The sequence below is a fragment of the Algoriphagus sp. genome, assembly GCF_039969895.1.
In the GTDB taxonomy this organism is placed as follows: domain Bacteria; phylum Bacteroidota; class Bacteroidia; order Cytophagales; family Cyclobacteriaceae; genus Algoriphagus.
Genome location: NZ_JBDVMZ010000025.1, coordinates 118,703 through 143,899, shown reverse-complemented (window position 1 = coordinate 143,899; position 25,197 = coordinate 118,703). Strand labels below are relative to the sequence as shown.

Below are 25,197 nucleotides of genomic sequence, written 5' to 3'. Positions count from 1 at the left end.
CACCTCTTCCCATCCCGAACAGAGAAGTTAAGCCCTGCAGCGCCGATGGTACTGGGGTTACACCCGGGAGAGTAGGTCGCCGCCTCATTTATTCAAAGCCCTTTGGTTAATACCCAAAGGGTTTTTTTGTTTCTGGGTTTTATCTGAAAGCCTTTCACTTTTATTAGACTATTTTATAATCCACTTTTCATTTTTAGAATATTGTTGCAGTTTTGCATCAAAGTAAATTTGAATGTCTATTCTATTTAAAGGTCTCCGTATTATCAATTCTGATGGTTTAAAGGAATCCAAGGATTATATTTTTGACAAGGGAGAATTAACTCTCGCTGATTCTAGCAATTCATTAATATTTGACCAGGAAATTGATGCCACTGGATGGTTACTATCTGAAGGTTGGATAGACCTTAGATGTAGCATGGGGGAGCCTGGTCACGAATACAAGGAGTCCATAGAGAGTCTTGCTGAGTCGTTAGTTGCCAGTGGTTTTGCTGCTGCATGTATTCTGCCTAACACAGATCCAGTTATACAGTCTAAAGGAGATGTTGACTTTGTGTTAAATCGGGCCAAGAAATATACTCCAGAGTTTTTAATTCAAGGTGCTGTTACAAAAAATACCGATGGGGAGAATTTCACCGAAATTCTTGATATGCACCACCAATCTGGAGTTACAATTTTCGGAGAAGGAATAAAGCCTCTAGCAAATGGGGATCGGTATATGAAAATACTTCAATACCTACAGAAGTTTGATGGGGTTCTTTTCGACCATGCCTATGACCCTTTACTTGCTATATTTGGTCATATGCATGAGGGACATAATTCTACCCTCTTAGGCATGAAAGGAATTCCAAATTTGGCGGAGGATGTAGCTATCCAACGGAATATTGAAATCATTAAATATACAGGTGGACGAGTTCATTTTCAAACTATCAATACAGCAAAAGGAGTTGAGCTAATTAGACAAGCCAAGGCTGATGGACTTAAAGTCACAGCTGACATCTCTATCTATCAATTGCTTTTTACCGATCATGATTTGATGGAGTTTGATCCTAATCTTAAAGTTCTTCCGCCTTTTCGTGGAGATTCAGATAGGTCCGCTTTGATAGCAGGGCTAAAAGATGGAACTATAGATGCGCTAGTGAGTAATCATCAGCCCGAGGATGTAGATTCCAAGTTTATGGAATTTGATCTAGCGAATTTTGGTATGGTCGGATTACAGACTTTTCTTCCAGCACTTGTTATGCTTGAAAAGGAACTAGGCTGGTCACTGATGATAGAAAAAATTACCTCTGGTCCTCGTGCCATTCTTCCTCATGAACTTAGCAAGTCCTGGACGATATTCGACCCGGAAGCCACATGGACTTTCAATGAGGAATCGAATAAATCACTTTCATTTAATTCTCCATGGTTTGGAAAAGACCTCATAGGGCAAGTGAAATATGTGATACAAAAAGGACAATTAATAAACGTGAATGTATAAATACTTTAGTACCGCTTACAAATTTGGTGGCTTTGCAGGAGCTATGAGTATTATTGCTTTTTTGACACTTTCATTTTTGTATCCTGATCCTACCAACCTAAATCTGGTTTTTGGCTATGTGATCACTCCTATTTCTATATTTTTAGCCATCAAGTTTTTCAAAGAGTATAGTAATGAGGGTTATTTGTCATTTTCTGAAGGCATGTCGGTTGGTTTTGTAACTTATATGTTGGAAGCCTTTATTTCCTTAGGTGGAATTTGGTTAATTTTGATCATTCATCCGGATTTATTTGACCGAGTCAAAGATTCTAAGTTAGAAGTTTTGGCAAATAGTAAGGATTCAATAATAGATCAAGTGGGCAAAACTTCATTTGATTTCACTTTGGAAAGTATAACTTCTATGAATGCCTGGGATATTGCTTTGAATGATGCGCTTTGGAAAATCATTCCCGGACTGTTTTTTACTATTATATTATCTATTATTTTAAGAAAAAATCCTAACTAACGAACTCATGGACGAACAACAATCACCTTTTCAGGCAGCTATCAAGCCAGGCTTGACTATCGGCTTAATTTCATTAGCGCTTACCTTTATTGCTTATTTTATTGATTCTTCTTTACTAGGGTCTGCTTGGTTTGGCTTGATCGCAATCGTCCTATTCATTGTATTGATGATGTACTTTGGTAAAGAATATCGGAATGAATTAGGTGGCTTCATGACTTTTGGTACTGCATTTAATTTTAGTTTTGTGGCTATCGTTATTTCAGGATTAGTGGGTTTGGTAGGTCAGATTCTTTTATTTCACGTGATTGACCCTTCATTAGGAGGTGTGCTGGCAGATCAGGCTTTTGAAAATAGCTTAAGCATGATGGAAAGCTTCGGTCAAGATCCTGATACGATGGACCCTGCACTTTTAGAAGAAATGAGAACTAATACGGCCAGAGGCTTCACGCTCTCAGGACAACTTATGAGTTTTGGTTTTGGATTGATTGTGTATGCAATAATTGCCTTGATTTTGGCAGCAATCTTGAAGAAGAGAGACAAGTCCCTCGATTATTAAATTATGCTTCAGATTTCAGTTGTAGTTCCTGTATTTAACGAGGAGGAGTCACTGCCTGAATTAACTCAATGGATTAGCCGGGTCATGCATGATCACGGCTTTTCTTATGAGTTGATTTTTATCAACGATGGCAGCGATGACAACTCATGGGAAATTATCAATTCTCTTGCTCGTATTTCTGATGAGGTAAAAGGAATTAATTTCACCAGAAACTATGGGAAGTCTGCTGCGCTGGATGCCGGCTTCAAAAAGGCTAGTGGAGATGTGGTAATCACCATGGACGCTGATCTTCAAGATAGCCCAGATGAAATTCCAGGTTTATATTCCATGGTCACCGAAGGAAAGTACGATGTGGTTTCTGGTTGGAAAAAAGAGCGCCATGACCCACTTAGTAAGACTATCCCATCTCGATTTTTTAATGGTGTGACACGATGGATTTCAGGTATCAAACTTCATGATTTCAACTGTGGGCTGAAAGCCTATCGACTTCAAGTAGTGAAGAATATTCAGATCTATGGTGAGATGCATCGTTATATTCCTCTGCTTGCTAAGTGGAATGGCTTCGGTAAAATCGGGGAGAAAGTGGTGCAGCATCAGGCAAGAAAATTTGGTTACTCCAAGTTTGGTTTGGAGCGCTTTTTAAATGGTTTTCTGGATTTAATTTCTGTTTCTTTTGTCCATAGATACAAAAAGAAGCCAATGCACTTCTTTGGTTTTCTAGGTAGTTTTTCCTTTTTGACAGGCTTTATTATCACCTGCTGGTTGATTTTTGAAAAAATATATGGTCTGAGTAAAGGGTACAAGGTTCGTGAAATCACCGATCAACCTCTGTTTTTTCTCGCTTTAGTCGCTCTAATAGTCGGGGTGCAGCTATTCCTAACGGGTTTCATAGCGGAATTAATGACCTCTAATCAATCCAAGGAAATCGAATACAAAATTGGCGAGGAGATTAATTTCGAATTCTGATGAGGTTTTCGGTTATCATACCGGTTTATAATCGACCTGAAGAACTACGTGAATTACTCCAAAGTCTCACTATTCAGAGCTTCTCTGATTTTGAGGTTGTGGTGGTTGAAGATGGTTCTATCCAAGAGGCAATCGAGGTCATTTCAGAGTTCAGCACCAAGCTACAAATTCACTATATAGTCCAATCCAATTTAGGCCAAGGATTTGCAAGAAATAATGGCATGAAGCTAGCTAATGGTGATTTCTTCGTCATTCTTGACTCAGATGTCATTTTGCCTGCTACCTATTTTCAGATTCTCTCCCAGGCTATTGATGAACGCCACTTAGATGCGTTTGGGGGGCCTGATGCTGCAGATGATGACTTTTCTGCCTTGCAAAAAGCGATGGATTTTGCAATGACTTCCTTCTGGACAACAGGTGGAATTCGTGGTAAAATGAAGGACCCGAGCAACTATCAAGCTCGCGGATTCAATATGGGCGTCTCTCGAAAAGTATTTGAAGCTACGGGAGGTTTTATTGACCCAAATCAGGGCGAGGATATAGAATGGAGTATTCGGATCAAAAAAGCTGGGTATAGACTTGAATTGGTGGAAGAGGCATTTGTCTATCATAAGCGTAAAAACACCTTAGCCTCATTTGCCAAGCAAGCCTTTTCCTTCGGTAGAAATAGAGTGAATGTTTCTAGATTTCATCCTGAAGCCATTACTCTGGTTCACTGGTTGCCCACTTCATTTTTGCTTTTCTGCCTTTTCATTTTCGTGTTATTCTTTATGGATGAAGCCCTTTTTCACCTAAGCCTGGGACTTTTTGTGCTATGGAGTGTAGGATTAATTCTTTCGGCCATCATTCAAACTAAGTCCGCAAAGATTGGTTTATTAAGCTGGCTAACATCAGTAGTACAACTTTGGTCTTATGGTCTCGGGTTTCCTTTTGAACTTATAAGAAAAATACGGAAAGGTTAATTGCCTTTCTTACAGACAAAAATCACTTCTTCAGATGGTAAAGCATTTTGTTTGACCACTTGTGGTGAGACCTCTTTTACAAATTGGTTCTCTTCGATTCTCAGTCCAGACTTTCTTAATCTCTCGGCATAGTCCTGACCAAACTTGCGTACATGATCTCGTTGTCCAAAAATACGCTCGCGCTCAGCTGGATCAGTAATAGTTTTATCTTCCAAAGTTTTATTTATTGGATAAATTGGGGATTGCAAAATTCCCCATCCGTCAGGTTTCAAGACTCTGTTGAACTCAGCACACGCTTGGAGATCATCCTCTACATGCTCCAAGACATGATTACAAAAGATCACATCAAAGCTATTTTCAGGAAAAGGGATATCGTGAACATCCATTTTCACTTTTGCCAAAGGTGATTCTATATCCGCAGTGATGTAATCCAGATTTTTCAAAGCTTCAAAGCGCTCGATAAAACAATGCTCCGGAGCTACGTGAAGTACGCGAAGAGGAGCAGTGAAAAAGTCTGTTTTTTCTTGCAAGAAAAGCCAAATCAAGCGATGACGCTCCAGCGATAGGCAAGTGGGGCAAAGCGCATTTGCTCGGGCAATTCGACCATACGGCAGAAATTTTTTGTAACTGTGACGACATACTGGGCAAGTGACATCTTTTCCTGAATTCATCTGAGCAAATACTTTCATCACTAAGGGGCTCACCCGCTGCAAGAAGGGCCTAGGGACGTACCGTATGACAAAACTGATAATAGACTTCATGGTTGATTTCAATCAAGGTGCAAGTTACTCAAAGGGGCAAAAGGAGCGTAATGAAAGTGAAGGTTTTGCTTTTTTAGATTTTTTAGGATTTCAATATTCGGATGTTTATTGTTTGTGCCAAATCAATCAGTATTTTAGTTGACGTGAATTGTTTTTACATGCTATTAAAATCTCCCTATATGAAAACTGGTAGAATTCTCTTATTTCAATTTTTTACATTTCTACTAATCTTTGGTATAATCTCCGTCTCAGCACAGGCTCAAGAAGTGCCTACTTTTACGCTGGAGGAGTTGGTACAGCAAGCAAAAGCTAACTCTCCTGCAGCGCTTCGTGCTAAGACAATAAAGGAAAACAGCTACTGGCAGTTTAGGCAATTCAGAGCGGATTATAACCCTCAGCTTAGACTAACTGGTACACTGCCAGCTTATAATCAGTCATTCAGTAGTATCACTCAGCCAGATGGTTCGATCAGATACCAGGAGGTAAATCAGAATTTAATTGATGTAGGCTTAGGACTTCAGCAAGTAATCGCGCCTACTGGAGGGATTATTTCTGTCAACACTTCTACGAGTAGATTTGATAATTTTATCAGTAATCCAAACCAACCACAGACTCAATTTCTGGGAACTCCAATTAACGTGAGACTCCAGCAACCTATTTTTGCTTACAACCCTTTCAAGTGGGACAAAAAAATCGCCCCCTTGATTTTTGAGGAAAGTAAGCGAGAATATGTTCAGGAATTGGAAAATGTGTCAGCTTTAGTGACTGAGTTGTTTTTTAATTTTTTGACTGCACAAGTCAACGTGGAGATTGCTACCAAAAACCTCAAAAACTCAGAGGATATTTATGCTATCGAAAAAAAGAGATATGAAGTTGGGATGACCTTTGAGGATGAGTTGCTTCAGATAGAGCTTCAGTCACTACAGGCAAAACAAGATCTGGCTCAGGCAAAACTTGATTTGGAAAGCTCCTCATTAGCTGTAAATTCTTACATAGGATTAAATCAATCTACGGAGATCAAATTGCTATCACCTACCGAAATCCCGGATTTCGATGTGGACGTGGAGCAAGCATTGGATCTAGCCTTCAAAAACAGAGCTGAAGCTTTGGGATTTGATCGGAGAAAACTTCAGGCAGAATCTGAAGTTGCTCGAGCTAAAGGACAACGCTTTGATGCCACATTGAATGCTAGCTATGGAACTAACAATACAGCTTCGAATTGGGCTGATGTGTATGGCAATCCAAATACTCAAGCTTTGGTAAATCTGGGCATCTCAGTGCCAATTCTAGATTGGGGTAGGAGTAAAGCCAGAATGGCTCAAGCTATGGCTAATCAACAATTGGTAGATTATACCGTTCAGCAAGAAATGGTGAATTTCGAGCAGGAGATTTTCACCAAAGTGAAGAACTTTTTAATGATCCGGGAACGTCTGAACGTAACAAAACTGGCAGACGAAGTAGCCGAACGTAGATACGACATTTCATTGAATAGGTATCAAACAGGTAATGTCGATATCACTAATCTAAACATAGCCCAAAACGAGAAAGACTCTAACAAAAGAGCCTTTTATGCTTCCCTGAGAGATTTCTGGGTTGCTTATTATGAATTGAGATCACTTACGTTGTATGACTTCGAAAAAGAAGAATTGCTTTATGTGCCCGAAAGTGATTGAAAGACTGACTACTAAGAGTTCTCTTTGATGAACTCTTCTAATTTGCCTTGTTTTTTCTCAAGCTTCTCAATTTTTTTGGACTGCTTGCTCATTTTCTTGGTGATTTTTTCTACGTCATTTGGGGAGAGCTTTCCTGCCGAATTTTTTTTGTCGTAATCAGCTCTCATTTTTGCAAGCTTCTCTTCAGCTTTCTGATGGTCAGCTTTATTTTTAGCTAGCTTCTCTTTTGCCTTATCGACCTTTGCTTGAGTCTTAGCATCTACTTGGGTAGTAGGAATGGTTTGCGCGATTACTTCAGCAGGTGAGAGGTATATCAAACCACCAAGTAGGGTCAATACAAAAATTATTTTTTTCATAGTTTTTATTGATTTAGTATTCACAAATATAAAGATGTTTTTAAGCGTTTTTGTTTCGTAATTTCTTAAGAATCAGAAATTGTTGAATTTCCTTTAGGTAGTCGTCCAGCTTTTTTGAGTGATTCCCGAATGATCCATTCGAGTTGGCCATTGGTACTACGAAACTCATCAGCGGCCCACTTTTCGATCGCTTTCATCATGTTCTCATCCAGCCGTAGTGCAAATGCTTTCTTCTTAGGCATAGTTTATTCTTCTATCCAGTTTTGTAGGAAATCGCTAAGTTCTTTTGACTTCATCGTTCCTATCATTATTTTTTTCTTTTCTCCAACATCCATCAGTAAGCCATCTTCCCCAATGACGGAGTAGGCCTTCGTGGTTTTGTTGCCTTTTATTCCCCATCCTCCATAATCAGCAATTGGGCTGTATTTTATTACAGTGATAGATTTTATTTGCTCTTTTGGATATTTTCTCCATTTCCTAATGAATGGGGCATATCTAAATGCGACACTTTCACTGTCAATTCTAGTTTCTAATTTTAAGTTTAAAACAAACAACAGTAAAAGAGCCATTGTGCCAAGTACCACACCCAAAGCAATTGCCAATTCTTGTTTATCCTCACTAGTAGCGTACAAGACGATTAAGAATAGCAGTGTAGGTAATTCTATCAATACAATTAAGTACATGACCCAGGTGCCAGCATAAGATTGGGTCTCTTTGAAGATGCGATTTGCCATATTTACTGATGTAAAGTCCCTACATTCAGTACAGGACTTGCACTTTTGTCTGAACAGAGAACCACCATTAGATTAGAAACCATCACGGCTTTTTTCTCATTGTCGAAATCCACAATTTCTTTGAGCTTCAGGTCTTCTAAGGCCATCTCTACCATACCTACTGCGCCTTCTACTATTTTCTGGCGAGCAGCTACTATCGCTGTGGCTTGCTGTCTTTGAAGCATAGCCGAAGCAATCTCCGAAGCATAAGCCAAGTGAGAAATTCTAGCTTCTATTACTTTGATCCCTGCGTGGTGAAGGCGCTCACTTATTTCTTGCTCCAGGGAGTGATTGACATCTTCTACACCAGATCGAAGGGTGATTTCAGCTTCTTCCGCTTCAAAATTATCGTAAGGATACAGTCCTGCCATTTTTCTTATTGCGGCATCAGACTGGAGGTGAACAAAGTTTTCATAGTCATCTACATCAAAAGTGGCCTTGAACGTGTCCTCTACTTGCCATACGACAATCGTACCGATCATGACAGGATTTCCAATCTTGTCGTTCACTTTTACTGGCTTGTTTTCGAAGTTGCGTACTCGTAGTGATATTTTCTTTTTTGTCATGAAGGGATTGACCCAATAGAATCCATTGGCTTTAACACTTCCTTTATAGTTCCCAAAAAGTAGTAGAACCATGGATTTATTGGGTTCTACTATAAAGAATCCTCCCAGACATATCATCGTGATGACTACTGAAAAGACTCCCACCACTATTAAGGCTTGCTGTATAAATAGAGCTACCGCAAAAATGATAAGTCCGAGGACAAACAGGATCATAAAATATCCTGAAATAGGTTTAGTGTTTTTTTCCATATTGTTATGATGTTAAAATGATATCATATTGAATTACGCTAAAAATATTGTATAGTTCAAATTTTCGCAAAAAAAATACCCCGATGGTTGTCGGGGTATCAGATATGAATTGGCTTTTATTTTTTCTTAGTAAAGAGAGAATCGACGAATTCTTTTCGATTGAATAGCTGTAGATCAGTCATTTTTTCACCCACGCCTATATACTTTACGGGAATTTTGAATTGATCCGAGATGCCAATTACCACGCCTCCTTTTGCAGTCCCATCTAGTTTGGTGATGGCCAAGGAGGTGATTTCTGTGACTTTCGTGAATTCTTTTGCTTGGATAAACGCATTCTGACCTGTAGAACCATCAAGTACAAGTAGGATTTCATGCGGTGCATCTGGAATGAACTTCTGCATCACACGCTTGATTTTCCCAAGCTCATTCATCAGGTTCACTTTGGTGTGAAGTCGTCCGGCGGTATCGATGATCACCACGTCGGCTTTAGAATCTACTCCTTGCTTCACTGCGTCAAATGCTACTGAGGCAGGATCTGTATTCATGCCATGAGAAATCACCGGCACACCCACGCGATCACCCCACAGGATCAATTGATCTACAGCAGCAGCTCTGAATGTATCCGCAGCGCCTAATACGACGGATTTTCCTGCTGTTTTGAATAGATTGGCTAGTTTACCAATGGTGGTCGTTTTACCTACACCATTTACACCCACCACCATAATTACGTATGGCTTTTTGTCTTCTGGAATATCAAAGTCCAGTAAATCTTGGGTGTTGTTTTCTTTGAGGAGATTTTCTATTTCTTCTTTTAGAATCACGTCAAGCTCCGCTGTATTGATGTATTTGTCTCGGGCTACACGTTCTTCTATTCTGCGGATTACTTTGATCGTAGTATCTACTCCTACATCAGATGTGATTAGTATTTCTTCTAATTCATCCAATACCTCATCGTCCACTTTGGACTTGCCAACAACGGCTTTGCTGAGTTTTGAAAAAATATTTTCGCTTGATTTCTGAAGCCCTTGATCGAGGCTTTCTTTTTTATCTTTTGAAAAGAAACCAAAGATTCCCATAGGTGTGCGTTTTATAAGTGGAATATAACGAAAAAGTCCCTGCTGACCGATGGACAGAGGGACTAAAATGCTTTATGTTGCGTATTGCAACTTATTTTTTCAGGGAATCCTGTACCAAAGGTGAAGGAACCATTTCTTCTCTGAAGGTATAGGCGCCAGTCTTCTCAGATCTTACCGCCTTGATTACTTTGGCGTAAGACACGCCACCTTCTTTTTTCAGGGTTGCTACTACTTTCTTAGCCATGGTCTTGTCGTTTTAACGGAATTGCTTCCGAGCTAAATTATTTAATTTCTTTATGAACAGTTACTTTCTTCATGATTGGGTTGAATTTCTTCAATTCCAATCTTTCAGTTGTGTTTTTTCTATTCTTGGTAGTGATGTATCTTGAAGTACCTGGCAATCCAGAAGCTTTATGCTCCGTGCATTCCATAATCACTTGTACTCTATTGCCTTTCTTAGCCATCTTTAAATTGATTTAAGGGTAGTGACCTTGATTATCTGATTACAATCATCCCGTTATCCTGAGCTTCTTTCAAAACTGCAGTGATACCTTTCTTATTGATAGTCTTCAATGCCTTAGTACAAACTTTCAAAGTGATCCATGCATCTTCTTCTGGAACGTAGAACGTCTTCTTATGAAGATTTGGGTAGAACCTACGCTTAGTTTTGTTGTTTGCATGGGAGACGTTGTTACCTACTCGAGGTCTTTTTCCGGTAATGTCACAAACTTTTGCCATGGTAATTTATAGTAAATTGTATCCGTTTCTGTAATGAGTCTGCAAATATCGGAACTTTTTGGGGATATGCAACAATGCCTTTCAAAAATATTCCCTTTTATATCAGACTTTTGGATATGGACAGTGTCTGCACCCGTTACCACAGCAATAACCGCGTTTCAGGTGAAATTTTTCTGTAAAAACCATATGACCTTGTTGATTGAAATAGAAGTCTTCAGAGTGAATTCCAGGGTTTTGATTTGGCTTCTTGATTTCTTTCATGGTTCAGGCAAAGGCAATTGCTATATTTGAGATCAGTCCTTATTATATAGTACACAAAACTACGATAAACATGCAGACTATCACATCGAGCAATCAGGCTATAGCATTAGAAGATAAATATGGCGCACATAACTACCATCCCTTACCTGTTGTTTTGGCAAAAGGAGAAGGTGTTTTTCTTTGGGATGTAGAAGGTAAAAAGTACTTCGATTTTCTTTCAGCCTATTCTGCAGTGAACCAAGGACACTGCCATCCACGAATTAAAGATGCGCTGATAGAGCAGGCTGGAACACTGACCTTAACCTCTAGGGCTTTTCATAATGACGTATTGGGGCCATTTGAAAAATATATCACTGAGTATTTCGGGTTTGATAAAGTCTTGCCGATGAATACTGGCGCTGAAGGTGTAGAGACTGCTATCAAGATCGCCCGCAAGTGGGGTTATGAGAAAAAGGGTGTAGATGAGAATACTGCGAAAATTGTGGTTGTGGAGAATAATTTCCATGGAAGAACTACTACGATCATTTCCTTCTCAAATGATCAAAATGCCCGAAAAAACTTCGGTCCCTATACGGCTGGTTTTGTGAAAATCCCTTATGATGATCTCTATGCGCTCAAGACGGTGCTGGAAGATCCTTCGGTAGTTGCGTTTTTGGTGGAGCCTATTCAGGGTGAGGCAGGGGTTTACGTGCCTTCCGCTACGTACCTCAAAGAAGCAAAGGCAGCCTGTGAAGCGAAAAATGTTCTTTTTATAGCAGATGAGATTCAGACTGGTATAGCAAGGACTGGCTCTCTTTTGGCCGTGTGCGGAGATTGTACTTGCCAAGGATCATGTGAGCGACAGGCTACCTATGTTAAGCCTGACATGTTGATTCTAGGTAAAGCCATTTCTGGAGGGTTTTACCCAGTTTCGGCAGTTCTGGCAGATTCTTCAGTGATGGATGTGATAAAACCTGGGCAGCACGGATCTACTTTTGGTGGAAATCCGCTGGGTGCTAGAGTTGCAATGGCAGCACTTGATGTGGTCACAGACGAAAAGCTTGCTCAAAATGCCAGGAAATTAGGTGTGGTTTTTAGAGACCGTATGCAAAAGCTGGTGGATAAGTACCATATAGTAAAACTAGTACGAGGAAAAGGGCTATTGAACGCTGTTGTGATTAACGATTCAGAGGATAGTTCTACGGCATGGGATATCTGTGTAGCATTAAAGGAAAATGGGCTTTTGGCGAAGCCGACTCATGGCAACATCATACGCTTCGCTCCTCCACTTGTGATGACTGAGGAGCAACTACACGAGTGCTGTGATATCATTGAAAAGACTATTGTTGATTTTGTGAAATAAGTATAGCTATCAATCTCATTAAGAATAGGCCCTCCTGAGTTTTTATTTCTTGGGAGGGTTTTTTCATGTTCTTATGCCTAATTTTGGGCCTTGCAAACTATTACTTAACTCATGTTACAAGCTGTAATTTTTGATATGGATGGCGTGATTTGCCATACCAATCCCTTTCATAGCATTGCCTTCCAGCATTTTTTTGCGAAGCGAAACCTCAACCCCACACAGGCCGAATATGAGGAACATATGTATGGAAAGAATAATGGGTATATTCTCAGTCATTTCCTGGGGAGAAAAATAGAAGGTAGAGAACTGGTCTTACTGGAGGAGGAGAAAGAAGGGCTTTTCAGAGAGATTTACAAATCGGAGGTTGATCCTATTGCGGGATTTATGGAGTTTTTTGCGCAGCTCAAATCTGAAAAAATTCTGACAGCAGTGGCAACTTCAGCCCCAAGAGCAAATCTTGATTTGATTATCGGAACACTGGGGATTGGAGGTCAGATGCAATCTCAACTTGCCTCAGAAGATGTGTCCAAGCATAAACCGGCACCAGAGGTTTATTTGAAATCTGCCGAGAAGCTTGGGGTAGATCCAGCTCAATGTTTGGTTTTTGAAGATTCATTCTCAGGGGTTACAGCAGGATTAAATGCTGGGATGAAGGTAGTGGGAGTGCTCTCTAGTCACACTAAAGAGGAGCTTCCTGCTTGCGACCTATATATAAAAGACTACAAAAACTTAGACCTCGCGGAGGTTTTTAATTTATTCAAATAAATCATGCTTAGAAGACCTAGAAGAAATCGAAAATCTGAAGCAGTAAGAAATCTAGTTGAAGAAACTAGCCTTTCTGTCAAGGATCTTATCTTTCCAATGTTCCTAGTGGATGGTGTGAAAAAGACGATAGCCATCGATTCTATGCCAGGCATTAATCGATATTCGCTAGATACGTTACTCGGAGAAATAGAAAGCTGCATGAAGTTGGGGATTCATGCATTTGATGTGTTTCCGGCATATCCGGATAGCATGAAAAATGCCACTGCTACTGAAAGCTATAACCCGGAGACTTTTTACCTGAAAGCCCTTCGGGAAATCAAAAAGCAGTTTCCAGAGGCTTGTCTAATGTCTGATGTGGCAATGGATCCCTACAGTAGCGATGGCCATGATGGGTTAGTGAAAAATGGGAAAATACTGAATGATGAGACATTGGAGATTTTAGCCAGGATGTCTCTCGCTCAGGCTGATGCCGGGGTGGATATCCTAGGTCCTTCCGATATGATGGATGGTAGAGTGGGGTATATTCGGGAGTTATTGGACGAAAATGGCTTTGTTGACACTTCAATTATGTCATACACTGCTAAATACGCTAGTGCATTTTATGGGCCTTTTAGAGATGCTTTAGATTCAGCTCCTAAATTTGGAGACAAAAAAACCTACCAGATGAACCCTGCAAATGCTCAGGAAGCATTGATTGAGGCAGATCTAGATGCTGAGGAAGGTGCTGATTTTCTAATGGTGAAGCCTGCGCTATCTTATCTGGATATCATAAAGTTGCTTAAGGATAATTATTCTTTACCCATTGCAGCCTACAATGTCTCTGGAGAGTATAGTATGATCAAAGCGTCCGCCCAAAAGGGTTGGATAGATAACGATCGAGCAATGATGGAAACGTTGCTTAGCATGAAACGTGCGGGGGCAAAGGTGATCTTGACTTATTTTGCTAAGGAATACGCGAGTCTAAGCAAATAGAATTTTACTTTGCTTCTTTACCTGGTTGAAAGACCAATGAGCGAAGGCTGCAGCGGCTTCAATTTTTGAAGTAAGCATTTCCTAGATCAGGTTTGCTTCTTTAGAGGAAGAAAAACGTAAACTCAAACGACTTTAAACCCTACTACCTAAAACCGGCTTAGTTCGGTTATTTTTTTGTCTAACGCTGAGTTCGATTTTTACGAGGTTTTTCTATCTGAAATCAACAAAGTATTAGCCCATTAGCTCGATATATCTTCCTGATGGCTATTTCTCGATCCCAGTCAAGCTATTCCTTCTTAGTGGGTATTTGCTCATTTTTTTATAGGCTCTATATCTAAAATCCCACCTTTGCGATTCATTAGGGTTGACTTGGAAAGCTTGAAGTTGTTTCCAAATAATATTTTTAGATTTTATCGGTTTTAAAAATGACCAGTTAATTATTGTTTTTTAATCCAATGAGGATTATAGGTTTTTATTTGATCGTGTTTTTATTAATTTTTTGTTAAAAAATTAATAATGGGCTTTTTTTGATACTGAATTTATAATTACATTCGAAAAAGTTAAATCAAATAGAATCAAATTTTATTTTGATTTAAGTTCATTTGAAAATTTAAAGTGGCTGTTGATCCTAGTTGAAATGCGTGCCGAAATGGTCATAGCGGGATTGGCCGAATAGGAATTACCATGCAAAGCAATTAATGAGAAGGCTGCGTGTCGAAACTAGCTTTCAATCCATTTTCTCCGGCTTTAAGTCAACCGTTGGATAGTATGAATTCTGAAATGAGTAGAAAAGTGGAGAATCTAAAATCCTAATGGCCCTGTCCGATCTCGGCCAATAGGTAATTCAAATTTTTGAAAAAATTATTTCTATAACCTATACCTATTAAACCATGAAAAAAATTCAACTGCTACTTGTAGCCTTACTGCTTGTAGGCGCTACCAACTCATTTGCTCAAGAGGTCATCATTGTTAAGGAGGAAGAACCTTCCAAATTGACATTCTCAGGTTCCGTGGATGCCTACTTCCGCACTAACTTTAACGGACCTAACAAAGGAGAAAATTTCCAATCCCCCGCGACATCTTTCGCAAACCTTCCTGGCTTTTCACTAGGTATGGCAAACATTATCGCAACCTATCAGGGAGAAAAAGTAGGAGCTGTAGCTGATTTAGTTTTTGGCCCTAGGGGCGAGGATGCTGTATTCGGCTCTCCACTTTATGCCGGAGGAATGGCAGGTAGCTCTCAAATCGTAAATCAGTTGTATGTGTACTGGAATGTATCAGATGTAGTCACATTAACTATGGGCAACTTCAACACCTTTTTAGGCTATGAGGTGATCTCTCCAACAGCCAATTTCAATTATTCTACTTCCTATATGTTTTCTTACGGGCCTTTTTCCCACACTGGTCTAAAGGCAGATTTCGCTTTATCTGATAACTGGTCTTTGATGGCGGCGGTGATGAACCCTACTGATATGACAGAATTTAATCTGATGGGCACTTACACCTTAGGTGCTCAGCTGGGCTATTCAACTGATGCCGGCGGGGCTTACTTGAATTTTGTTTATGGTGACCAGGATGGGAAGTTAGACATGGACGGACCTTTAATTGCAGGCCAATCTTCTATGGGTAGCTTATTTCAAGTGGATTTGACAGCAGGTTTTGATGTGTCTGAATTTATCTACGTAGGTTTGAATACTACCTATAATACTACGGCAGCCGGTGAAGAATATACTGGGTCAAGCATCTCTGACCTTGATGGTGATGGTGCGGGTTTTTTAGGATTTGCTGGATATCTTCAAGCTACTACTTCTGAAGTGTTCTCTATTGGTCTTCGAGGAGAATACTTCAGCGTGTTTAATGGAGGTTTGGAAAATGTGGTGGGAGTGAATGCAGATGGTGATGGAAGTGTTTTTGCGGCTACGCTTTCAGGAAATATTAGAGTTCATAAAAATCTTACGTTGATTCCTGAATTGAGAATGGACGCAATGAGCGAAAATTTCTTTAAGGATAATGATTTCAATGATTCGAAGAATCTTTCCTCCTTCATGTTGGCTGCAGTTTTTGCCTTCTAAAAATATAATCAGGGTCTATAGTTAATCTTAAAGCCGGGATGGATTTCATCTCGGTTTTTTTTCTTTTGAAGTAATATGACCCAAAAGTCGTTCTTTTTATAATCATACTTATCCAAAAAGGGCCTTATCTTTTTAATACTAGGGTTTATTTTGAGTTGAGCAAAATAAGTTTTATCAAGATTTTAAAAATATAATTTTACCATTGGTCAAAAAACCTTCAATAAATACTGACTTTGCGTAACTTTTTTTTAATTCTGTAGTATAATACACTAAGAGTTATTAAAAAATTAAATCAAAATCGTATGAAAAGATCGGTATTATTAATCGCAGCAATGATGGTATCGGCAATGGGATTTTCTCAATCAACCTTGAAAGGTCCAAAAGCTAAAAACGCCGCACCTACCGAACGCTATACAAATGCACAGCCAATGAAATTCTACACCGTACCTGACGATGCAACGGGGCCTGTGGCTAAGAATCAAAAGGTTTGGAATCAAGAAGATAAAATGACCAAGACGATATTCGTCACTAGAAAAGAGCCTTTAAAAGGGCCTAAAGCTAAGAATAAAAAAGTGTGGGAAGATTAATTCTCTTTACCGCAACAGTAATCATAGAAATAGCCCGGATCTGATCCGGGCTATTTTTTTATAAATCCTGTTCTCTTTCCAGCATGAGTATGGCGGATTGCGAAACGATCCAATATTTCGCCCCTTCATAGATTACTTCATGTGCACCGGAAAGTAAGAAAATTGCTAAGTCGCCTTCTCTGGCTTGAAGAGGCACATATTTCACTTTTTCCTCACTATCCATCCAAGGCTCGTGATCATCAGTAGCCACTGGAATGGGGTAGCCAGGTCCAGCTTTGATAATGTATCCTTGCTGTACTTTTTCTTTCTCTTGAACGCCGGGTGGTAAGTAAAGCCCTGAGCCTGTTTTTTCATTAGGCTTTTTTAGGCGAATTAAAACGCGGTCACCGACTACGATGAGCTTTTTCAATTTATTATCAGAGGTCAGTTGCATGCCTTTATTTGCTTGTGTTATTATTGCTTGGTCAACAAGAAGGGATTGTATAGTTGTCAGGGTATTTAACCAAAAAGGCACCTGCTTTTTACACAGATGCCATTTTAGTTGATTTAGCTTTTGAAGCTATTATTTTTTCTCTTCTTCGCTTACTTCTTCGTAATCGACATCAGATACACCATCACCTGACTCAGAAGAACCTGCGCTTGCATTAGGATTAGCACCAGCCGCTCCAGCTCCTTCAGCTCCAGCTGCGTTATACATCTCTGTAGATGCCGCTTCCCAAGCCTTGTTCAAACCTTCCATGGCAGAATCAATTCCTTCTACGTTTTGAGACTGATGTGCAGCTTTCAGCGTTTCAAGCGCTGCAGAGATTGCAGTTTTGTTTCCTTCGGAAAGTTTGTCTCCGTATTCTTTCAACTGCTTCTCAGTTTGGAACACTAAGCTATCTGCTTGGTTCAACTTGTCAATTTTCTCTTTTTCAGCTTTATCAGAAGCAGCATTTGCTTCAGCTTCAGACTTCATTCTGTCGATTTCTTCCTGAGAAAGTCCAGAGGAAGCTTCGATCTTGATTTTTTGCTCTTTGCCAGTTCCTTTATCTTTCGCAGATACATTGAGGATACCGTTAGCATCGATGTCAAAAGTAACTTCGATCTGAGGTACCCCTCTTTGTGCTGGCGGGATATCAGAAAGCTGGAATCTACCGATGCTTCTATTGTCCTTAGCCATTGGACGCTCACCTTGCAATACGTGGATATCCACGGCTGGCTGATTGTCCGCTGCAGTAGAGAATGTCTCAGACTTCTTGGTTGGAATAGTAGTGTTCGCTTCGATTAGTTTGGTCAAAACTCCACCCATAGTTTCAATGCCTAGAGAAAGTGGCGTCACGTCCAAAAGAAGGACATCTTTCACTTCACCAGTCAGTACTCCACCTTGGATTGCAGCTCCGATAGCTACCACCTCATCAGGGTTTACACCTTTGGAAGGCTTCTTACCAAAGAACTTCTCAACTTCTTCCTGAATTTTAGGGATTCTAGTAGAACCACCTACTAATATTACTTCATCTATATCCGATGCGCTTAATCCTGCATCTGACAAAGCTTTTTTACATGGCTCCATAGATCTTCTTACAAGATCTTCAGTCAATTGCTCAAATTTGGAACGGCTCAACGTTCTCACCAAGTGCTTAGGACCTGTCTGAGTGGCAGTGATGTAAGGCAAGTTAATCTCTGTAGATGCAGAGCTTGAAAGCTCAATCTTAGCTTTTTCAGCAGCTTCTTTCAATCTTTGAAGTGCCATAGGGTCCTGTCTTAGATCGATTTGCTCTTCAGATTTAAATTCATCCGCTAGCCAGTTCATAACTACCTGATCAAAGTCATCACCACCCAGGTGTACATCACCGTTGGTAGATTTTACCTCGAATACGCCATCTCCTAGTTCCAAGATTGAGATATCGAATGTACCACCGCCAAGGTCATACACAGCGATTTTCATATCCTGATGCTTTTTGTCCATCCCGTATGCCAAAGCCGCAGCAGTAGGCTCGTTGATGATACGCTTCACCTCAAGACCAGCGATCTGTCCAGCTTCTTTGGTTGCTTGACGCTCAGAGTCATTGAAGTAAGCAGGAACTGTAATTACTGCCTCTGTAACAGTTTGTCCCAAAAAGTCCTCAGCAGTGCTCTTCATTTTCTGAAGAATCATTGCAGAAAGCTCCTGTGGAGTATAAGAACGGTCACCAATTTTCACTACGACCGTATCATTAGCTCCTTTCTCAACTTTGTATGGTGCGTGCTTCTTCTCCTCAGCAATTTCAGAGAATTTTTTGCCCATAAATCTTTTTACTGAAGAAATGGTGTTGGTAGGGTTGGTAATTGCCTGACGCTTGGCAGGATCACCCACTTTGCGCTCACCGTTTCCGTTGTCAAGGAAAGCCACAATAGAAGGTGTGGTTCTTCTTCCCTCACTGTTTTGAATGACTACAGGTTCGTTACCTTCCATTACTGCTACGCAGGAGTTGGTTGTTCCTAAGTCAATGCCTATGATTTTTCCCATGATTATATGTTTTTAAGTTATTTTCTGTTTAAATACTTCTCCCTTTCTTCAAGGTATGTGCCACCTGGGTATTCACTGTATTTTGTGTCACATTGTCAGAAAAGTTGGCAGAACTTTGTGAAAATGCTAACGGAATTGTCATTTGTCCCTTCTGGTGAAAACATCATTCTGACAGTTTTTGAAAATATTACTTAGTCTTTGCAACCAATCGGCTGATACCTGCATCTACTAGGTATAATGAAACCATTTTTTAAGGGAAATATGAACGAACGATGCCGATGGGGGCTAGTCATTTTGGTAGGAATGCTTATCCTATCGGTCTATCGAGAATTGGAAATATCAGCCTTCATGTGGGATATACTGAAAGGAATATTCCCAATGAGCAGAATTTTTTCAGGTTGAATCAATCAACTCCAACTAAGTGGGCTTATTTTTAAGCCATGTCAGAAACACTAGTTATCCAAGATCTATACATTTATCCGATCAAATCGCTTGGTGGAATACGCCTTACTGAGGCAAGGGTAGAAGAAAGAGGCTTTGAACACGATCGCCGTTGGATGCTGATCGATGAATCGGGGAAGTTTATGTCTCAAAGGGCTTTTCCTCAAATGGCTTTGCTGCGAGTTGCGATTGCTGAGGATTTTCTGTTGGTACATCATCTTTCCAGACCAGATGAAGTTATTCAAATTCCATTTGCAGCTGAGGGAGCTGAAGTTTCTTCTGTCACAGTTTGGGATGATGAGATGTCAGCCAGATTAGTTGATGAGCAAATTGATCAGTGGTTTAGTGATATTTTGAATCAAAAAGTTCGCCTGGTAAAAATGCCTATTTCCACCCAGCGCAAGGTTGACCCTAGGTATGCTGTAAATGAAGAGTCTGTGAGTTTTGCAGATGGGATGCCGTATCTGCTGATTGGCCAGAACTCCCTTGAAAATTTAAATTCTAGGTTGGAATATCCTGTGCCTATGAATCGATTCCGTCCAAATATCGTCTTCTCGGGGGGAGAGGCATTTGCCGAGGATTCTTGGAAGAAAATACAGGTAGGTGAAGTGAATTTCCAAGTTGTAAAACCATGTGCCAGATGTGTCATGACTACGGTGGATCAGAAAACTGCAATCAAATCATCAGAACCACTTAAAACCCTGACTGAATTTAGAAAAGTAGGGACTAAAGTTATGTTTGGCCAAAATATGGTTGCCTTGTCATCCGGAGTGATCAAGGTCGGGAACGCGATTAAATTGGTCTAATTTAATGTAGGATTTGTAGTGTCACTATTAAAGAAGAAATCCTGCCTCTGTAGAAGCAGGATAACCCTGTAGCACTGTGTAAGCCACGAAAAACTCCGTATTCCCCGCGAACATTAGTTTTTATTTGAACTCCTTCACAGTCTGAATAAACACCTTCACCATTTCAGGATTGATATCTGGATAGACACCATGTCCGAGATTGGCGATATGTCGAGTCCCACGGAATTGCTCCATCATATCAATCGTCGCTTCACGTACTTGATCAGCTGTTCCATAAAGCGCCGCTGGATCTAGATTTCCCTGTAAAGTCTTCTCAGAGCCGATCAATTTTCTCGATTCAGCTATTCCCATGTTCCAGTCTAGACCGATCGTTTCACAGTTCAGTTTACCCATTTCTTCTCTGGCAAAGAAAGCTCCTTTTGCAAAGACAGTTTTCGGAACCGAATTGATTGCATCACAGATCTGAGCGATATAGGGCAGTGAAAATTCTGCATATTGCTTTGGTCCCAAGATCCCTGCCCAGCTATCAAATATCTGGACAAGCTGAGCTCCAGCTTCAATCTGAGCTTTGAGGTAATTGATTGTGCTGTCAGTGATCATCTGAAGCAGTCTGTGAGAAAAAGCAGGTTGGGTGTAAAGCATTTCCCGTGCAGCAGAGAACGTCTTGCTGCCATGACCTTCTACCATGTAGGAGAAAATAGTCCATGGCGCTCCAGCGAAACCTATCAACGGAACTCGCCCATTGAGTGCTTTCCTGGTAATGTGAATAGCATCAGTGACATAGCGAAGTTCTGATCCATCAGATACATGCAGTTTTTTCAAATCAGCTTCAGAGCGGACGGTATTTGGAAATAAGGGTCCTCTTTTTTCCACCATTTCATACGGCAATCCCATCGCTTCAGGAATTACTAAGATATCCGAAAAAATAATCGCAGCATCCACGCCCAATAAGTCCACTGGTTGTATAGTGACTTCAGCAGCTAACTCAGGAGTCTGGGCTAGCTCAATAAATCCACTGACACTTTCTCGTACTTTTCTGTATTCAGGCAAAATTCTACCTGCCTGGCGCATCAGCCAAACTGGTGTTCTTTCGATAGTTTCGCCTTTTGCGGCGCGTAGTAGTAGATCGTTTTTCAAATGCATGGGGCAAAGATAAGCACCAAATCAAATTTGGCAGGTAAAGTGACCACATAAAAAAAGCTGGATCAATGTCTGACATAGATCCAGCTAGTAGTAATCAGTTGGTTTAGCTTACTTTTTATTTCTTTGATTCTATTCTTACGAAGTCATCTTCAGAAATGTTCAGAAGATTCATAGTTGCCTCATAGTTAGTATAATCGACGCGCGCTCCTAGTAGGTCTGATGGCACGACCACTACTCTGAATAGTAGGCCTGTAGTCCAATAGTCATCTAATTCAGCAAAGTTTATCGGAGAGTTGTCTAAGAAAATACTGAAGTCATCCACGGTATAGTCGAAGTTGTAAACCAGAATGCCACCCTCTAAATAGAACGTCTGTGGAAGTAACCTCCAAGCAACTCTTCCTTCTGTGGCTGGATTTTGCTCGAGCATATAAACTAGTAATGCATCCCCTTCTACCAATGGTTCGGTAAAGTCAAAGTTACCGGCGAAATTATTAGCAGCGGTAAAGTCAATTTCCACTTCGAAGGTTTGTCCTACGATATTAATTCCCGGTTGTCCTTCTGGACCTTCTGGACCAGGAACTCCCATTGGACCTTCTGGTCCTTCACAAGCTTGGAACGCTAACAGTCCAATTAGTGCTAAAATTAATTTGTTGACATGTCTCATAGGTGTAGTTTTTAAGGTTAGTAGGTTTCTTTCACGAATTATGCCACTAATTGGTTGGTGAAAAATCATTAACGCTTTTTCACTTAATCGGCGCTACCACTTGAACTTCGTTGTCAGATAGAATAATATCGATAAAAACGCCACTGAGCTCCAGTTGATTTGCGGCAGCAAATTCTCTTAGCTTTTCCTTCACTTTGTCAGGACTTGGCATCACCCATGAGCTGCTTTTGATCTGGGCGAGGAGATAGCTTTCGTTTTCAAACTTTCGAAACTCCAGGTTATCCAAGGGATGCAGTTGATTGATTCCTACAAAAACATGCATGGTGTCCAGTTTGCCGGCTGGCTCTACCTCATAGATCGTGTGTAATTGAGTTCCAGGATGCAGTGCTTTTTGGGACTCCATCGTTTCGAATATTTCTCCTAGTTTTTTATCCCCAGGTATTCCTCGATAGGTGATCCCTGCTAGGTTGTCCGGCTTCTTTTCTATCAGTTGAATGTCGATAGGTGTATTCCCGCCCAATTTGCCAAAGCCCCAAAATCCGATGATAGTAAAGGCAGAAATCAATGCGACCACTAGTATGGCTATTCGTTTCATGTCTAGAAAATATAGCGAACACCTACGCCACCTTGGCCTTTGATATGGCCGATGCGGTCAATTAGTTCTAAGAAAAAGCCTACTTCTCCAAATACTGAAATGGGTACATCATCAAAGTAATATTCTGCACCTACGAAAGCTTCCGGTCCAAAATCCACATTGGTTCGGCTGTCATTTTTCAGCAAGGATGAAGCTTGTCCATCCACGTAGGTATAGTTGACTTTTGTAGTTCTAAGTTGAATACCAGCACCTCCATAAGCCATCAGATATCCTTCTGTAATCCCAAAAACGTCCGTGATATCCTCATGATAGGCAGAACGTACATTGAAGGAAACACCTTTCTGGGCATTGTGTGAGACATAAAAAGAGTTGGACTCCGGAGGATTACTTTCAAAATCTTTTTGATAATAGCTGGCTCCATTGATTCCTGCTATGCCGAACATGCCTTCTATGGAAATGTAATCGGTAAGGAAGTCTTTGTAGGTAAAAGAAAGTGGCTCGCCTAGTCGGATTCCGACGCCTCTTTCCTGTGCAAAGCTGATAAATGGTAGGAATACGAAAAGGATTATTATTCTGTATTTCACGAGATATGTTGGTTTAGTTACTGTATTCGGTGTCAAAAACCAGGCTAGATTGTCATGGTCTTTAGCTGCATCTGGTGCAACTGGGTGTAATGGCCACCTAGCTCCAGCAAGGATTCATGCGTACCGATCTCTACTATTTCACCTTTGTGAAGGACTATGATTTTGTCCGCCTTCTGGATGGTAGAAAGTCTATGCGCGATGACTATGGACGTTCTTCCGGTCATCATCGTTTCGATGGACTCTTGGATCAGTTCCTCCGTTTCTGTATCCACAGAAGAGGTAGCTTCATCTAGGATGATGATTTCAGGATTATAAACCATTGCCCGGACGAAGGAAATCAATTGCCTTTGGCCGACGGAAAGCGTTGCTCCTCGCTCCATTACATTATAATCCAAGCCGCCTGGCAGTCGCTCAATAAATTTCTTTGCGCCAGCCAGTTCTGCGGCATACATGACTTGCTCTCGGGTAATGTCTGGATTGCCAAGGGTGATGTTATAGAAAATGGTGTTGGAAAAAAGGAAGACATCCTGCAAAACAACCCCTATATGCTTACGCAAAGTGTCCAGTTCAAATTCGCGGATATCGTGCCCGTCGATGGAAATGTCACCCTTGTTGATCTCATAGAATCTGGAAATCAAGTTGATAATAGAAGATTTGCCGGCTCCTGTGGCCCCTACTAGCGCTACGGTCTGGCCTGATTCTACTTCGAAGCTGATGTCTTTGAGTACGTACTCCTCATCTACATAGGCAAACCATACTTTTTCAAGTTTGATATTTCCTTTGACTCTGGCTGGTTTGAAATCACCTTCGTTCGCGATATGCTCCTTACTTTCTAGCAGTTTGAAGATCCTGGAGGAACTAACCACGCCCATCTGTAGGGTATTGAATCGATCCGCAATCTGGCGGATAGGTCTAAAAAATAACTGCAAATACATGATGAAGGAAATCAACACTCCAATCTCTATCTCCATACCCAGCACACCCACCGCACCATACCACACGACCAGGCCGATCCCTATAGCTTGAATAATTTCCGCTACAGGAAAGTAGATGGAGTAATACAGCACCGAGCGAATATGAGCTCTTCGATGCTCTTTGTTTATTTCTTTGAATTTCTCAAACTCCCTTTCTTCCCGATTGAAGATCTGCACGATGTTCATCCCGGTGATATGCTCTTGCAGGAAGGAGTTGAGGTTGGAAACCGCATTTCTTACATCATTGAAGGTGACTTTGATTTTTTCCTTGAACACATAAGTGGAAATAATCATCAGTGGCAAGGTGGATAAACTCACCAAGGTCAGCTTCCAGTCGATGTAAAACATCACCCCAAGGATGGTGACCAGCTGAAGTAAATCACCGATGATAGCTGCCAGGCCTTCTGAAAATACATCTGCGAGGGTTTCTACATCAGAGATATTGCGGGTGACAAGTCGGCCTATAGGGGTGTTGTCAAAGAACTTCAACCTAAGTTTGAGTAGGTGCTTATAAAGTTTTACCCGTATGTCCCGAATAATTACTTGGCCTATCCAGCCTGAATAATACGTGTGTGCCCACTGAACTATTGCCTGCAAAATCATCAAGCCGATCAGTAAGTAAATGATTTTCAAAAGCCCTGGGGCATCACCTACAGCGATGTAATCATCAATAGCGATCTGTATGAAATAGGGGCGAGTTGGAGCCAAAATGGCTAAAGAGACGGTAAGAAAGACCAGAAAATAGAATTGAGCCTTGTATGGTTTGACAAAGCCATAGAGCTGCTTGAGTACTTTCGAATCGACGATCTCGCCGGAGGATGATTTTTCTTGTTCTAAACTCAAGG

29 protein-coding genes and 1 rRNA gene are annotated in these 25,197 nt (G+C 40.7%); 13 read left to right on the top strand and 17 right to left on the bottom strand.

Annotated features, from left to right (window positions below):
* The 6 genes from rrf to ABJH64_RS18275 all read left to right on the top strand — a co-directional run.
* Positions 1 to 88, top strand: a 5S ribosomal RNA gene (gene rrf, locus ABJH64_RS18300); the annotation flags it as partial.
* Between the two features lie 144 nt (positions 89 to 232).
* On the top strand, positions 233 to 1,477 hold the full coding sequence (locus ABJH64_RS18295) for a dihydroorotase (RefSeq protein WP_348299667.1): 1,245 nt from the start codon (positions 233 to 235) through the stop codon (positions 1,475 to 1,477).
* Positions 1,470 to 1,982, top strand: coding sequence for a DUF4199 domain-containing protein (locus tag ABJH64_RS18290; RefSeq protein WP_348299665.1), 513 nt, complete (start codon positions 1,470 to 1,472; stop codon positions 1,980 to 1,982). Before ABJH64_RS18295 ends, ABJH64_RS18290 begins: the two co-directional genes overlap by 8 nt.
* Before the next feature lie 7 nt (positions 1,983 to 1,989).
* Positions 1,990 to 2,538 carry a DUF4199 domain-containing protein gene (locus ABJH64_RS18285; RefSeq protein ID WP_348299664.1) on the top strand — a complete coding sequence of 183 codons (549 nt, stop codon included), beginning with the start codon at positions 1,990 to 1,992 and terminating at the stop codon, positions 2,536 to 2,538.
* Positions 2,539 to 2,541: 3 nt separating this feature from the next.
* On the top strand, positions 2,542 to 3,504 hold the full coding sequence (locus ABJH64_RS18280; protein WP_348299663.1) for a glycosyltransferase family 2 protein: 963 nt from the start codon (positions 2,542 to 2,544) through the stop codon (positions 3,502 to 3,504).
* Entirely contained in the window at positions 3,504 to 4,466 is a 963-nt protein-coding gene (locus ABJH64_RS18275) for a glycosyltransferase (RefSeq protein WP_348299661.1), read from the top strand. Before ABJH64_RS18280 ends, ABJH64_RS18275 begins: the two co-directional genes overlap by 1 nt.
* On the opposite strand, the gene ABJH64_RS18270 is transcribed toward ABJH64_RS18275, so the two are convergent.
* Entirely contained in the window at positions 4,463 to 5,227 is a 765-nt protein-coding gene (locus tag ABJH64_RS18270; RefSeq protein WP_348274062.1) for a class I SAM-dependent methyltransferase, read from the bottom strand. The genes ABJH64_RS18275 and ABJH64_RS18270 overlap by 4 nt on opposite strands.
* 179 nt (positions 5,228 to 5,406) lie before the next feature.
* Here ABJH64_RS18270 and ABJH64_RS18265 point away from each other — a divergent pair, with 179 nt between their 5' ends.
* Entirely contained in the window at positions 5,407 to 6,900 is a 1,494-nt protein-coding gene (locus ABJH64_RS18265; protein WP_348274063.1) for a TolC family protein, read from the top strand.
* A gap of 11 nt (positions 6,901 to 6,911) precedes the next feature.
* Here the strand turns inward: ABJH64_RS18265 and ABJH64_RS18260 are convergent, their stop codons facing one another.
* From ABJH64_RS18260 to ABJH64_RS18220, 9 genes are all read right to left on the bottom strand, one after another.
* Positions 6,912 to 7,256: a hypothetical protein gene (locus ABJH64_RS18260; protein WP_348274064.1), complete on the bottom strand. Its 345-nt coding sequence runs from the start codon at positions 7,254 to 7,256 to the stop codon at positions 6,912 to 6,914.
* A 65-nt stretch (positions 7,257 to 7,321) separates the two neighbouring features.
* Positions 7,322 to 7,498 (bottom strand): Arc family DNA-binding protein, encoded by a 177-nt coding sequence (locus ABJH64_RS18255; protein WP_348274065.1) that lies wholly within the window; start codon positions 7,496 to 7,498, stop codon positions 7,322 to 7,324.
* 3 nt (positions 7,499 to 7,501) lie between these two features.
* On the bottom strand, positions 7,502 to 7,939 hold the full coding sequence (locus tag ABJH64_RS18250; protein WP_348334559.1) for a hypothetical protein: 438 nt from the start codon (positions 7,937 to 7,939) through the stop codon (positions 7,502 to 7,504).
* A 53-nt stretch (positions 7,940 to 7,992) separates the two neighbouring features.
* Complete coding sequence (locus ABJH64_RS18245) at positions 7,993 to 8,844, bottom strand: SPFH domain-containing protein (protein WP_348274067.1); 852 nt, start codon at positions 8,842 to 8,844, stop codon at positions 7,993 to 7,995.
* Positions 8,845 to 8,960: 116 nt separating this feature from the next.
* Entirely contained in the window at positions 8,961 to 9,920 is a 960-nt protein-coding gene (ftsY, locus tag ABJH64_RS18240) for a signal recognition particle-docking protein FtsY (protein ID WP_348274068.1), read from the bottom strand.
* A gap of 91 nt (positions 9,921 to 10,011) precedes the next feature.
* Positions 10,012 to 10,164, bottom strand: a complete 153-nt coding sequence (locus tag ABJH64_RS18235) for a DUF4295 domain-containing protein (protein ID WP_348274069.1) — start codon at positions 10,162 to 10,164, stop codon at positions 10,012 to 10,014.
* A gap of 37 nt (positions 10,165 to 10,201) precedes the next feature.
* Positions 10,202 to 10,384, bottom strand: coding sequence for a 50S ribosomal protein L33 (gene rpmG / locus ABJH64_RS18230; protein WP_057939355.1), 183 nt, complete (start codon positions 10,382 to 10,384; stop codon positions 10,202 to 10,204).
* Between the two features lie 31 nt (positions 10,385 to 10,415).
* Positions 10,416 to 10,658 (bottom strand): 50S ribosomal protein L28, encoded by a 243-nt coding sequence (gene rpmB / locus ABJH64_RS18225; RefSeq protein ID WP_057939354.1) that lies wholly within the window; start codon positions 10,656 to 10,658, stop codon positions 10,416 to 10,418.
* 102 nt (positions 10,659 to 10,760) lie between these two features.
* Complete coding sequence (locus tag ABJH64_RS18220) at positions 10,761 to 10,919, bottom strand: DUF5522 domain-containing protein (RefSeq protein WP_348274070.1); 159 nt, start codon at positions 10,917 to 10,919, stop codon at positions 10,761 to 10,763.
* A 70-nt stretch (positions 10,920 to 10,989) separates the two neighbouring features.
* On the opposite strand from ABJH64_RS18220, the gene rocD reads away from it, so the two are divergent.
* The 5 genes from rocD (at position 10,990) to ABJH64_RS18195 (ending at position 16,657) form a co-directional block, all read left to right on the top strand.
* A complete protein-coding gene (gene rocD / locus ABJH64_RS18215) occupies positions 10,990 to 12,261 on the top strand; it encodes an ornithine--oxo-acid transaminase (protein WP_348274071.1) in 1,272 nt (423 codons plus the stop codon).
* Positions 12,262 to 12,372: 111 nt separating this feature from the next.
* Positions 12,373 to 13,026 (top strand): HAD family phosphatase, encoded by a 654-nt coding sequence (locus ABJH64_RS18210; protein ID WP_348274072.1) that lies wholly within the window; start codon positions 12,373 to 12,375, stop codon positions 13,024 to 13,026.
* A 3-nt stretch (positions 13,027 to 13,029) separates the two neighbouring features.
* Positions 13,030 to 13,998, top strand: a complete 969-nt coding sequence (gene hemB, locus ABJH64_RS18205; RefSeq protein ID WP_348274073.1) for a porphobilinogen synthase — start codon at positions 13,030 to 13,032, stop codon at positions 13,996 to 13,998.
* Between the two features lie 890 nt (positions 13,999 to 14,888).
* Positions 14,889 to 16,070: a porin gene (locus tag ABJH64_RS18200; RefSeq protein WP_348274074.1), complete on the top strand. Its 1,182-nt coding sequence runs from the start codon at positions 14,889 to 14,891 to the stop codon at positions 16,068 to 16,070.
* A gap of 302 nt (positions 16,071 to 16,372) precedes the next feature.
* Positions 16,373 to 16,657 carry a hypothetical protein gene (locus ABJH64_RS18195; RefSeq protein WP_348274075.1) on the top strand — a complete coding sequence of 95 codons (285 nt, stop codon included), beginning with the start codon at positions 16,373 to 16,375 and terminating at the stop codon, positions 16,655 to 16,657.
* 58 nt (positions 16,658 to 16,715) lie between these two features.
* Here ABJH64_RS18195 and ABJH64_RS18190 read toward each other — a convergent pair whose 3' ends face one another.
* Both ABJH64_RS18190 and dnaK read right to left on the bottom strand, forming a co-directional pair.
* Positions 16,716 to 17,090 (bottom strand): co-chaperone GroES family protein, encoded by a 375-nt coding sequence (locus ABJH64_RS18190; protein ID WP_348274076.1) that lies wholly within the window; start codon positions 17,088 to 17,090, stop codon positions 16,716 to 16,718.
* A 129-nt stretch (positions 17,091 to 17,219) separates the two neighbouring features.
* A complete protein-coding gene (gene dnaK / locus ABJH64_RS18185) occupies positions 17,220 to 19,145 on the bottom strand; it encodes a molecular chaperone DnaK (protein ID WP_348274077.1) in 1,926 nt (641 codons plus the stop codon).
* Between the two features lie 440 nt (positions 19,146 to 19,585).
* Here dnaK and ABJH64_RS18180 point away from each other — a divergent pair, with 440 nt between their 5' ends.
* On the top strand, positions 19,586 to 20,392 hold the full coding sequence (locus ABJH64_RS18180; protein WP_348274078.1) for an MOSC domain-containing protein: 807 nt from the start codon (positions 19,586 to 19,588) through the stop codon (positions 20,390 to 20,392).
* 120 nt (positions 20,393 to 20,512) lie between these two features.
* On the opposite strand, the gene hemE is transcribed toward ABJH64_RS18180, so the two are convergent.
* The 5 genes from hemE to ABJH64_RS18155 form a co-directional block, all read right to left on the bottom strand.
* Positions 20,513 to 21,535: a uroporphyrinogen decarboxylase gene (gene hemE / locus ABJH64_RS18175; protein ID WP_348299496.1), complete on the bottom strand. Its 1,023-nt coding sequence runs from the start codon at positions 21,533 to 21,535 to the stop codon at positions 20,513 to 20,515.
* A gap of 115 nt (positions 21,536 to 21,650) precedes the next feature.
* A complete protein-coding gene (locus ABJH64_RS18170) occupies positions 21,651 to 22,199 on the bottom strand; it encodes a collagen-like protein (RefSeq protein WP_348275244.1) in 549 nt (182 codons plus the stop codon).
* A 79-nt stretch (positions 22,200 to 22,278) separates the two neighbouring features.
* On the bottom strand, positions 22,279 to 22,794 hold the full coding sequence (locus tag ABJH64_RS18165; RefSeq protein WP_348275245.1) for a hypothetical protein: 516 nt from the start codon (positions 22,792 to 22,794) through the stop codon (positions 22,279 to 22,281).
* Between the two features lie 2 nt (positions 22,795 to 22,796).
* On the bottom strand, positions 22,797 to 23,378 hold the full coding sequence (locus ABJH64_RS18160) for a hypothetical protein (protein ID WP_348275246.1): 582 nt from the start codon (positions 23,376 to 23,378) through the stop codon (positions 22,797 to 22,799).
* Between the two features lie 44 nt (positions 23,379 to 23,422).
* Positions 23,423 to 25,195, bottom strand: a complete 1,773-nt coding sequence (locus ABJH64_RS18155) for an ABC transporter ATP-binding protein (protein ID WP_348275247.1) — start codon at positions 25,193 to 25,195, stop codon at positions 23,423 to 23,425.
* Positions 25,196 to 25,197: the final 2 nt, after the last annotated feature.

What these genes read in the sequence shown, in the direction of transcription:
- ABJH64_RS18280 (WP_348299663.1), top strand. Translation starts at nt 2,542, where the DNA reads ATGCTTCAGATTTCAGTTGTAGTTCCTGTATTTAACGAGGAGGAGTCA.
- ftsY (WP_348274068.1), bottom strand. Translation starts at nt 9,920, where the DNA reads ATGGGAATCTTTGGTTTCTTTTCAAAAGATAAAAAAGAAAGCCTCGAT.
- rpmG (WP_057939355.1), bottom strand. Translation starts at nt 10,384, where the DNA reads ATGGCTAAGAAAGGCAATAGAGTACAAGTGATTATGGAATGCACGGAG.
- ABJH64_RS18245 (WP_348274067.1), bottom strand. Translation starts at nt 8,844, where the DNA reads ATGGAAAAAAACACTAAACCTATTTCAGGATATTTTATGATCCTGTTT.
- hemB (WP_348274073.1), top strand. Translation starts at nt 13,030, where the DNA reads ATGCTTAGAAGACCTAGAAGAAATCGAAAATCTGAAGCAGTAAGAAAT.
- ABJH64_RS18180 (WP_348274078.1), top strand. Translation starts at nt 19,586, where the DNA reads ATGTCAGAAACACTAGTTATCCAAGATCTATACATTTATCCGATCAAA.
- dnaK (WP_348274077.1), bottom strand. Translation starts at nt 19,145, where the DNA reads ATGGGAAAAATCATAGGCATTGACTTAGGAACAACCAACTCCTGCGTA.
- ABJH64_RS18195 (WP_348274075.1), top strand. Translation starts at nt 16,373, where the DNA reads ATGAAAAGATCGGTATTATTAATCGCAGCAATGATGGTATCGGCAATG.
- hemE (WP_348299496.1), bottom strand. Translation starts at nt 21,535, where the DNA reads ATGCATTTGAAAAACGATCTACTACTACGCGCCGCAAAAGGCGAAACT.
- ABJH64_RS18170 (WP_348275244.1), bottom strand. Translation starts at nt 22,199, where the DNA reads ATGAGACATGTCAACAAATTAATTTTAGCACTAATTGGACTGTTAGCG.
- ABJH64_RS18270 (WP_348274062.1), bottom strand. Translation starts at nt 5,227, where the DNA reads ATGAAGTCTATTATCAGTTTTGTCATACGGTACGTCCCTAGGCCCTTC.
- ABJH64_RS18290 (WP_348299665.1), top strand. Translation starts at nt 1,470, where the DNA reads ATGTATAAATACTTTAGTACCGCTTACAAATTTGGTGGCTTTGCAGGA.
- ABJH64_RS18190 (WP_348274076.1), bottom strand. Translation starts at nt 17,090, where the DNA reads ATGCAACTGACCTCTGATAATAAATTGAAAAAGCTCATCGTAGTCGGT.
- ABJH64_RS18165 (WP_348275245.1), bottom strand. Translation starts at nt 22,794, where the DNA reads ATGAAACGAATAGCCATACTAGTGGTCGCATTGATTTCTGCCTTTACT.
- rpmB (WP_057939354.1), bottom strand. Translation starts at nt 10,658, where the DNA reads ATGGCAAAAGTTTGTGACATTACCGGAAAAAGACCTCGAGTAGGTAAC.
- ABJH64_RS18265 (WP_348274063.1), top strand. Translation starts at nt 5,407, where the DNA reads ATGAAAACTGGTAGAATTCTCTTATTTCAATTTTTTACATTTCTACTA.
- ABJH64_RS18250 (WP_348334559.1), bottom strand. Translation starts at nt 7,939, where the DNA reads ATGTACTTAATTGTATTGATAGAATTACCTACACTGCTATTCTTAATC.
- ABJH64_RS18295 (WP_348299667.1), top strand. Translation starts at nt 233, where the DNA reads ATGTCTATTCTATTTAAAGGTCTCCGTATTATCAATTCTGATGGTTTA.
- ABJH64_RS18255 (WP_348274065.1), bottom strand. Translation starts at nt 7,498, where the DNA reads ATGCCTAAGAAGAAAGCATTTGCACTACGGCTGGATGAGAACATGATG.
- ABJH64_RS18260 (WP_348274064.1), bottom strand. Translation starts at nt 7,256, where the DNA reads ATGAAAAAAATAATTTTTGTATTGACCCTACTTGGTGGTTTGATATAC.
- ABJH64_RS18235 (WP_348274069.1), bottom strand. Translation starts at nt 10,164, where the DNA reads ATGGCTAAGAAAGTAGTAGCAACCCTGAAAAAAGAAGGTGGCGTGTCT.
- rocD (WP_348274071.1), top strand. Translation starts at nt 10,990, where the DNA reads ATGCAGACTATCACATCGAGCAATCAGGCTATAGCATTAGAAGATAAA.
- ABJH64_RS18210 (WP_348274072.1), top strand. Translation starts at nt 12,373, where the DNA reads ATGTTACAAGCTGTAATTTTTGATATGGATGGCGTGATTTGCCATACC.
- ABJH64_RS18275 (WP_348299661.1), top strand. Translation starts at nt 3,504, where the DNA reads ATGAGGTTTTCGGTTATCATACCGGTTTATAATCGACCTGAAGAACTA.
- ABJH64_RS18220 (WP_348274070.1), bottom strand. Translation starts at nt 10,919, where the DNA reads ATGAAAGAAATCAAGAAGCCAAATCAAAACCCTGGAATTCACTCTGAA.
- ABJH64_RS18285 (WP_348299664.1), top strand. Translation starts at nt 1,990, where the DNA reads ATGGACGAACAACAATCACCTTTTCAGGCAGCTATCAAGCCAGGCTTG.
- ABJH64_RS18200 (WP_348274074.1), top strand. Translation starts at nt 14,889, where the DNA reads ATGAAAAAAATTCAACTGCTACTTGTAGCCTTACTGCTTGTAGGCGCT.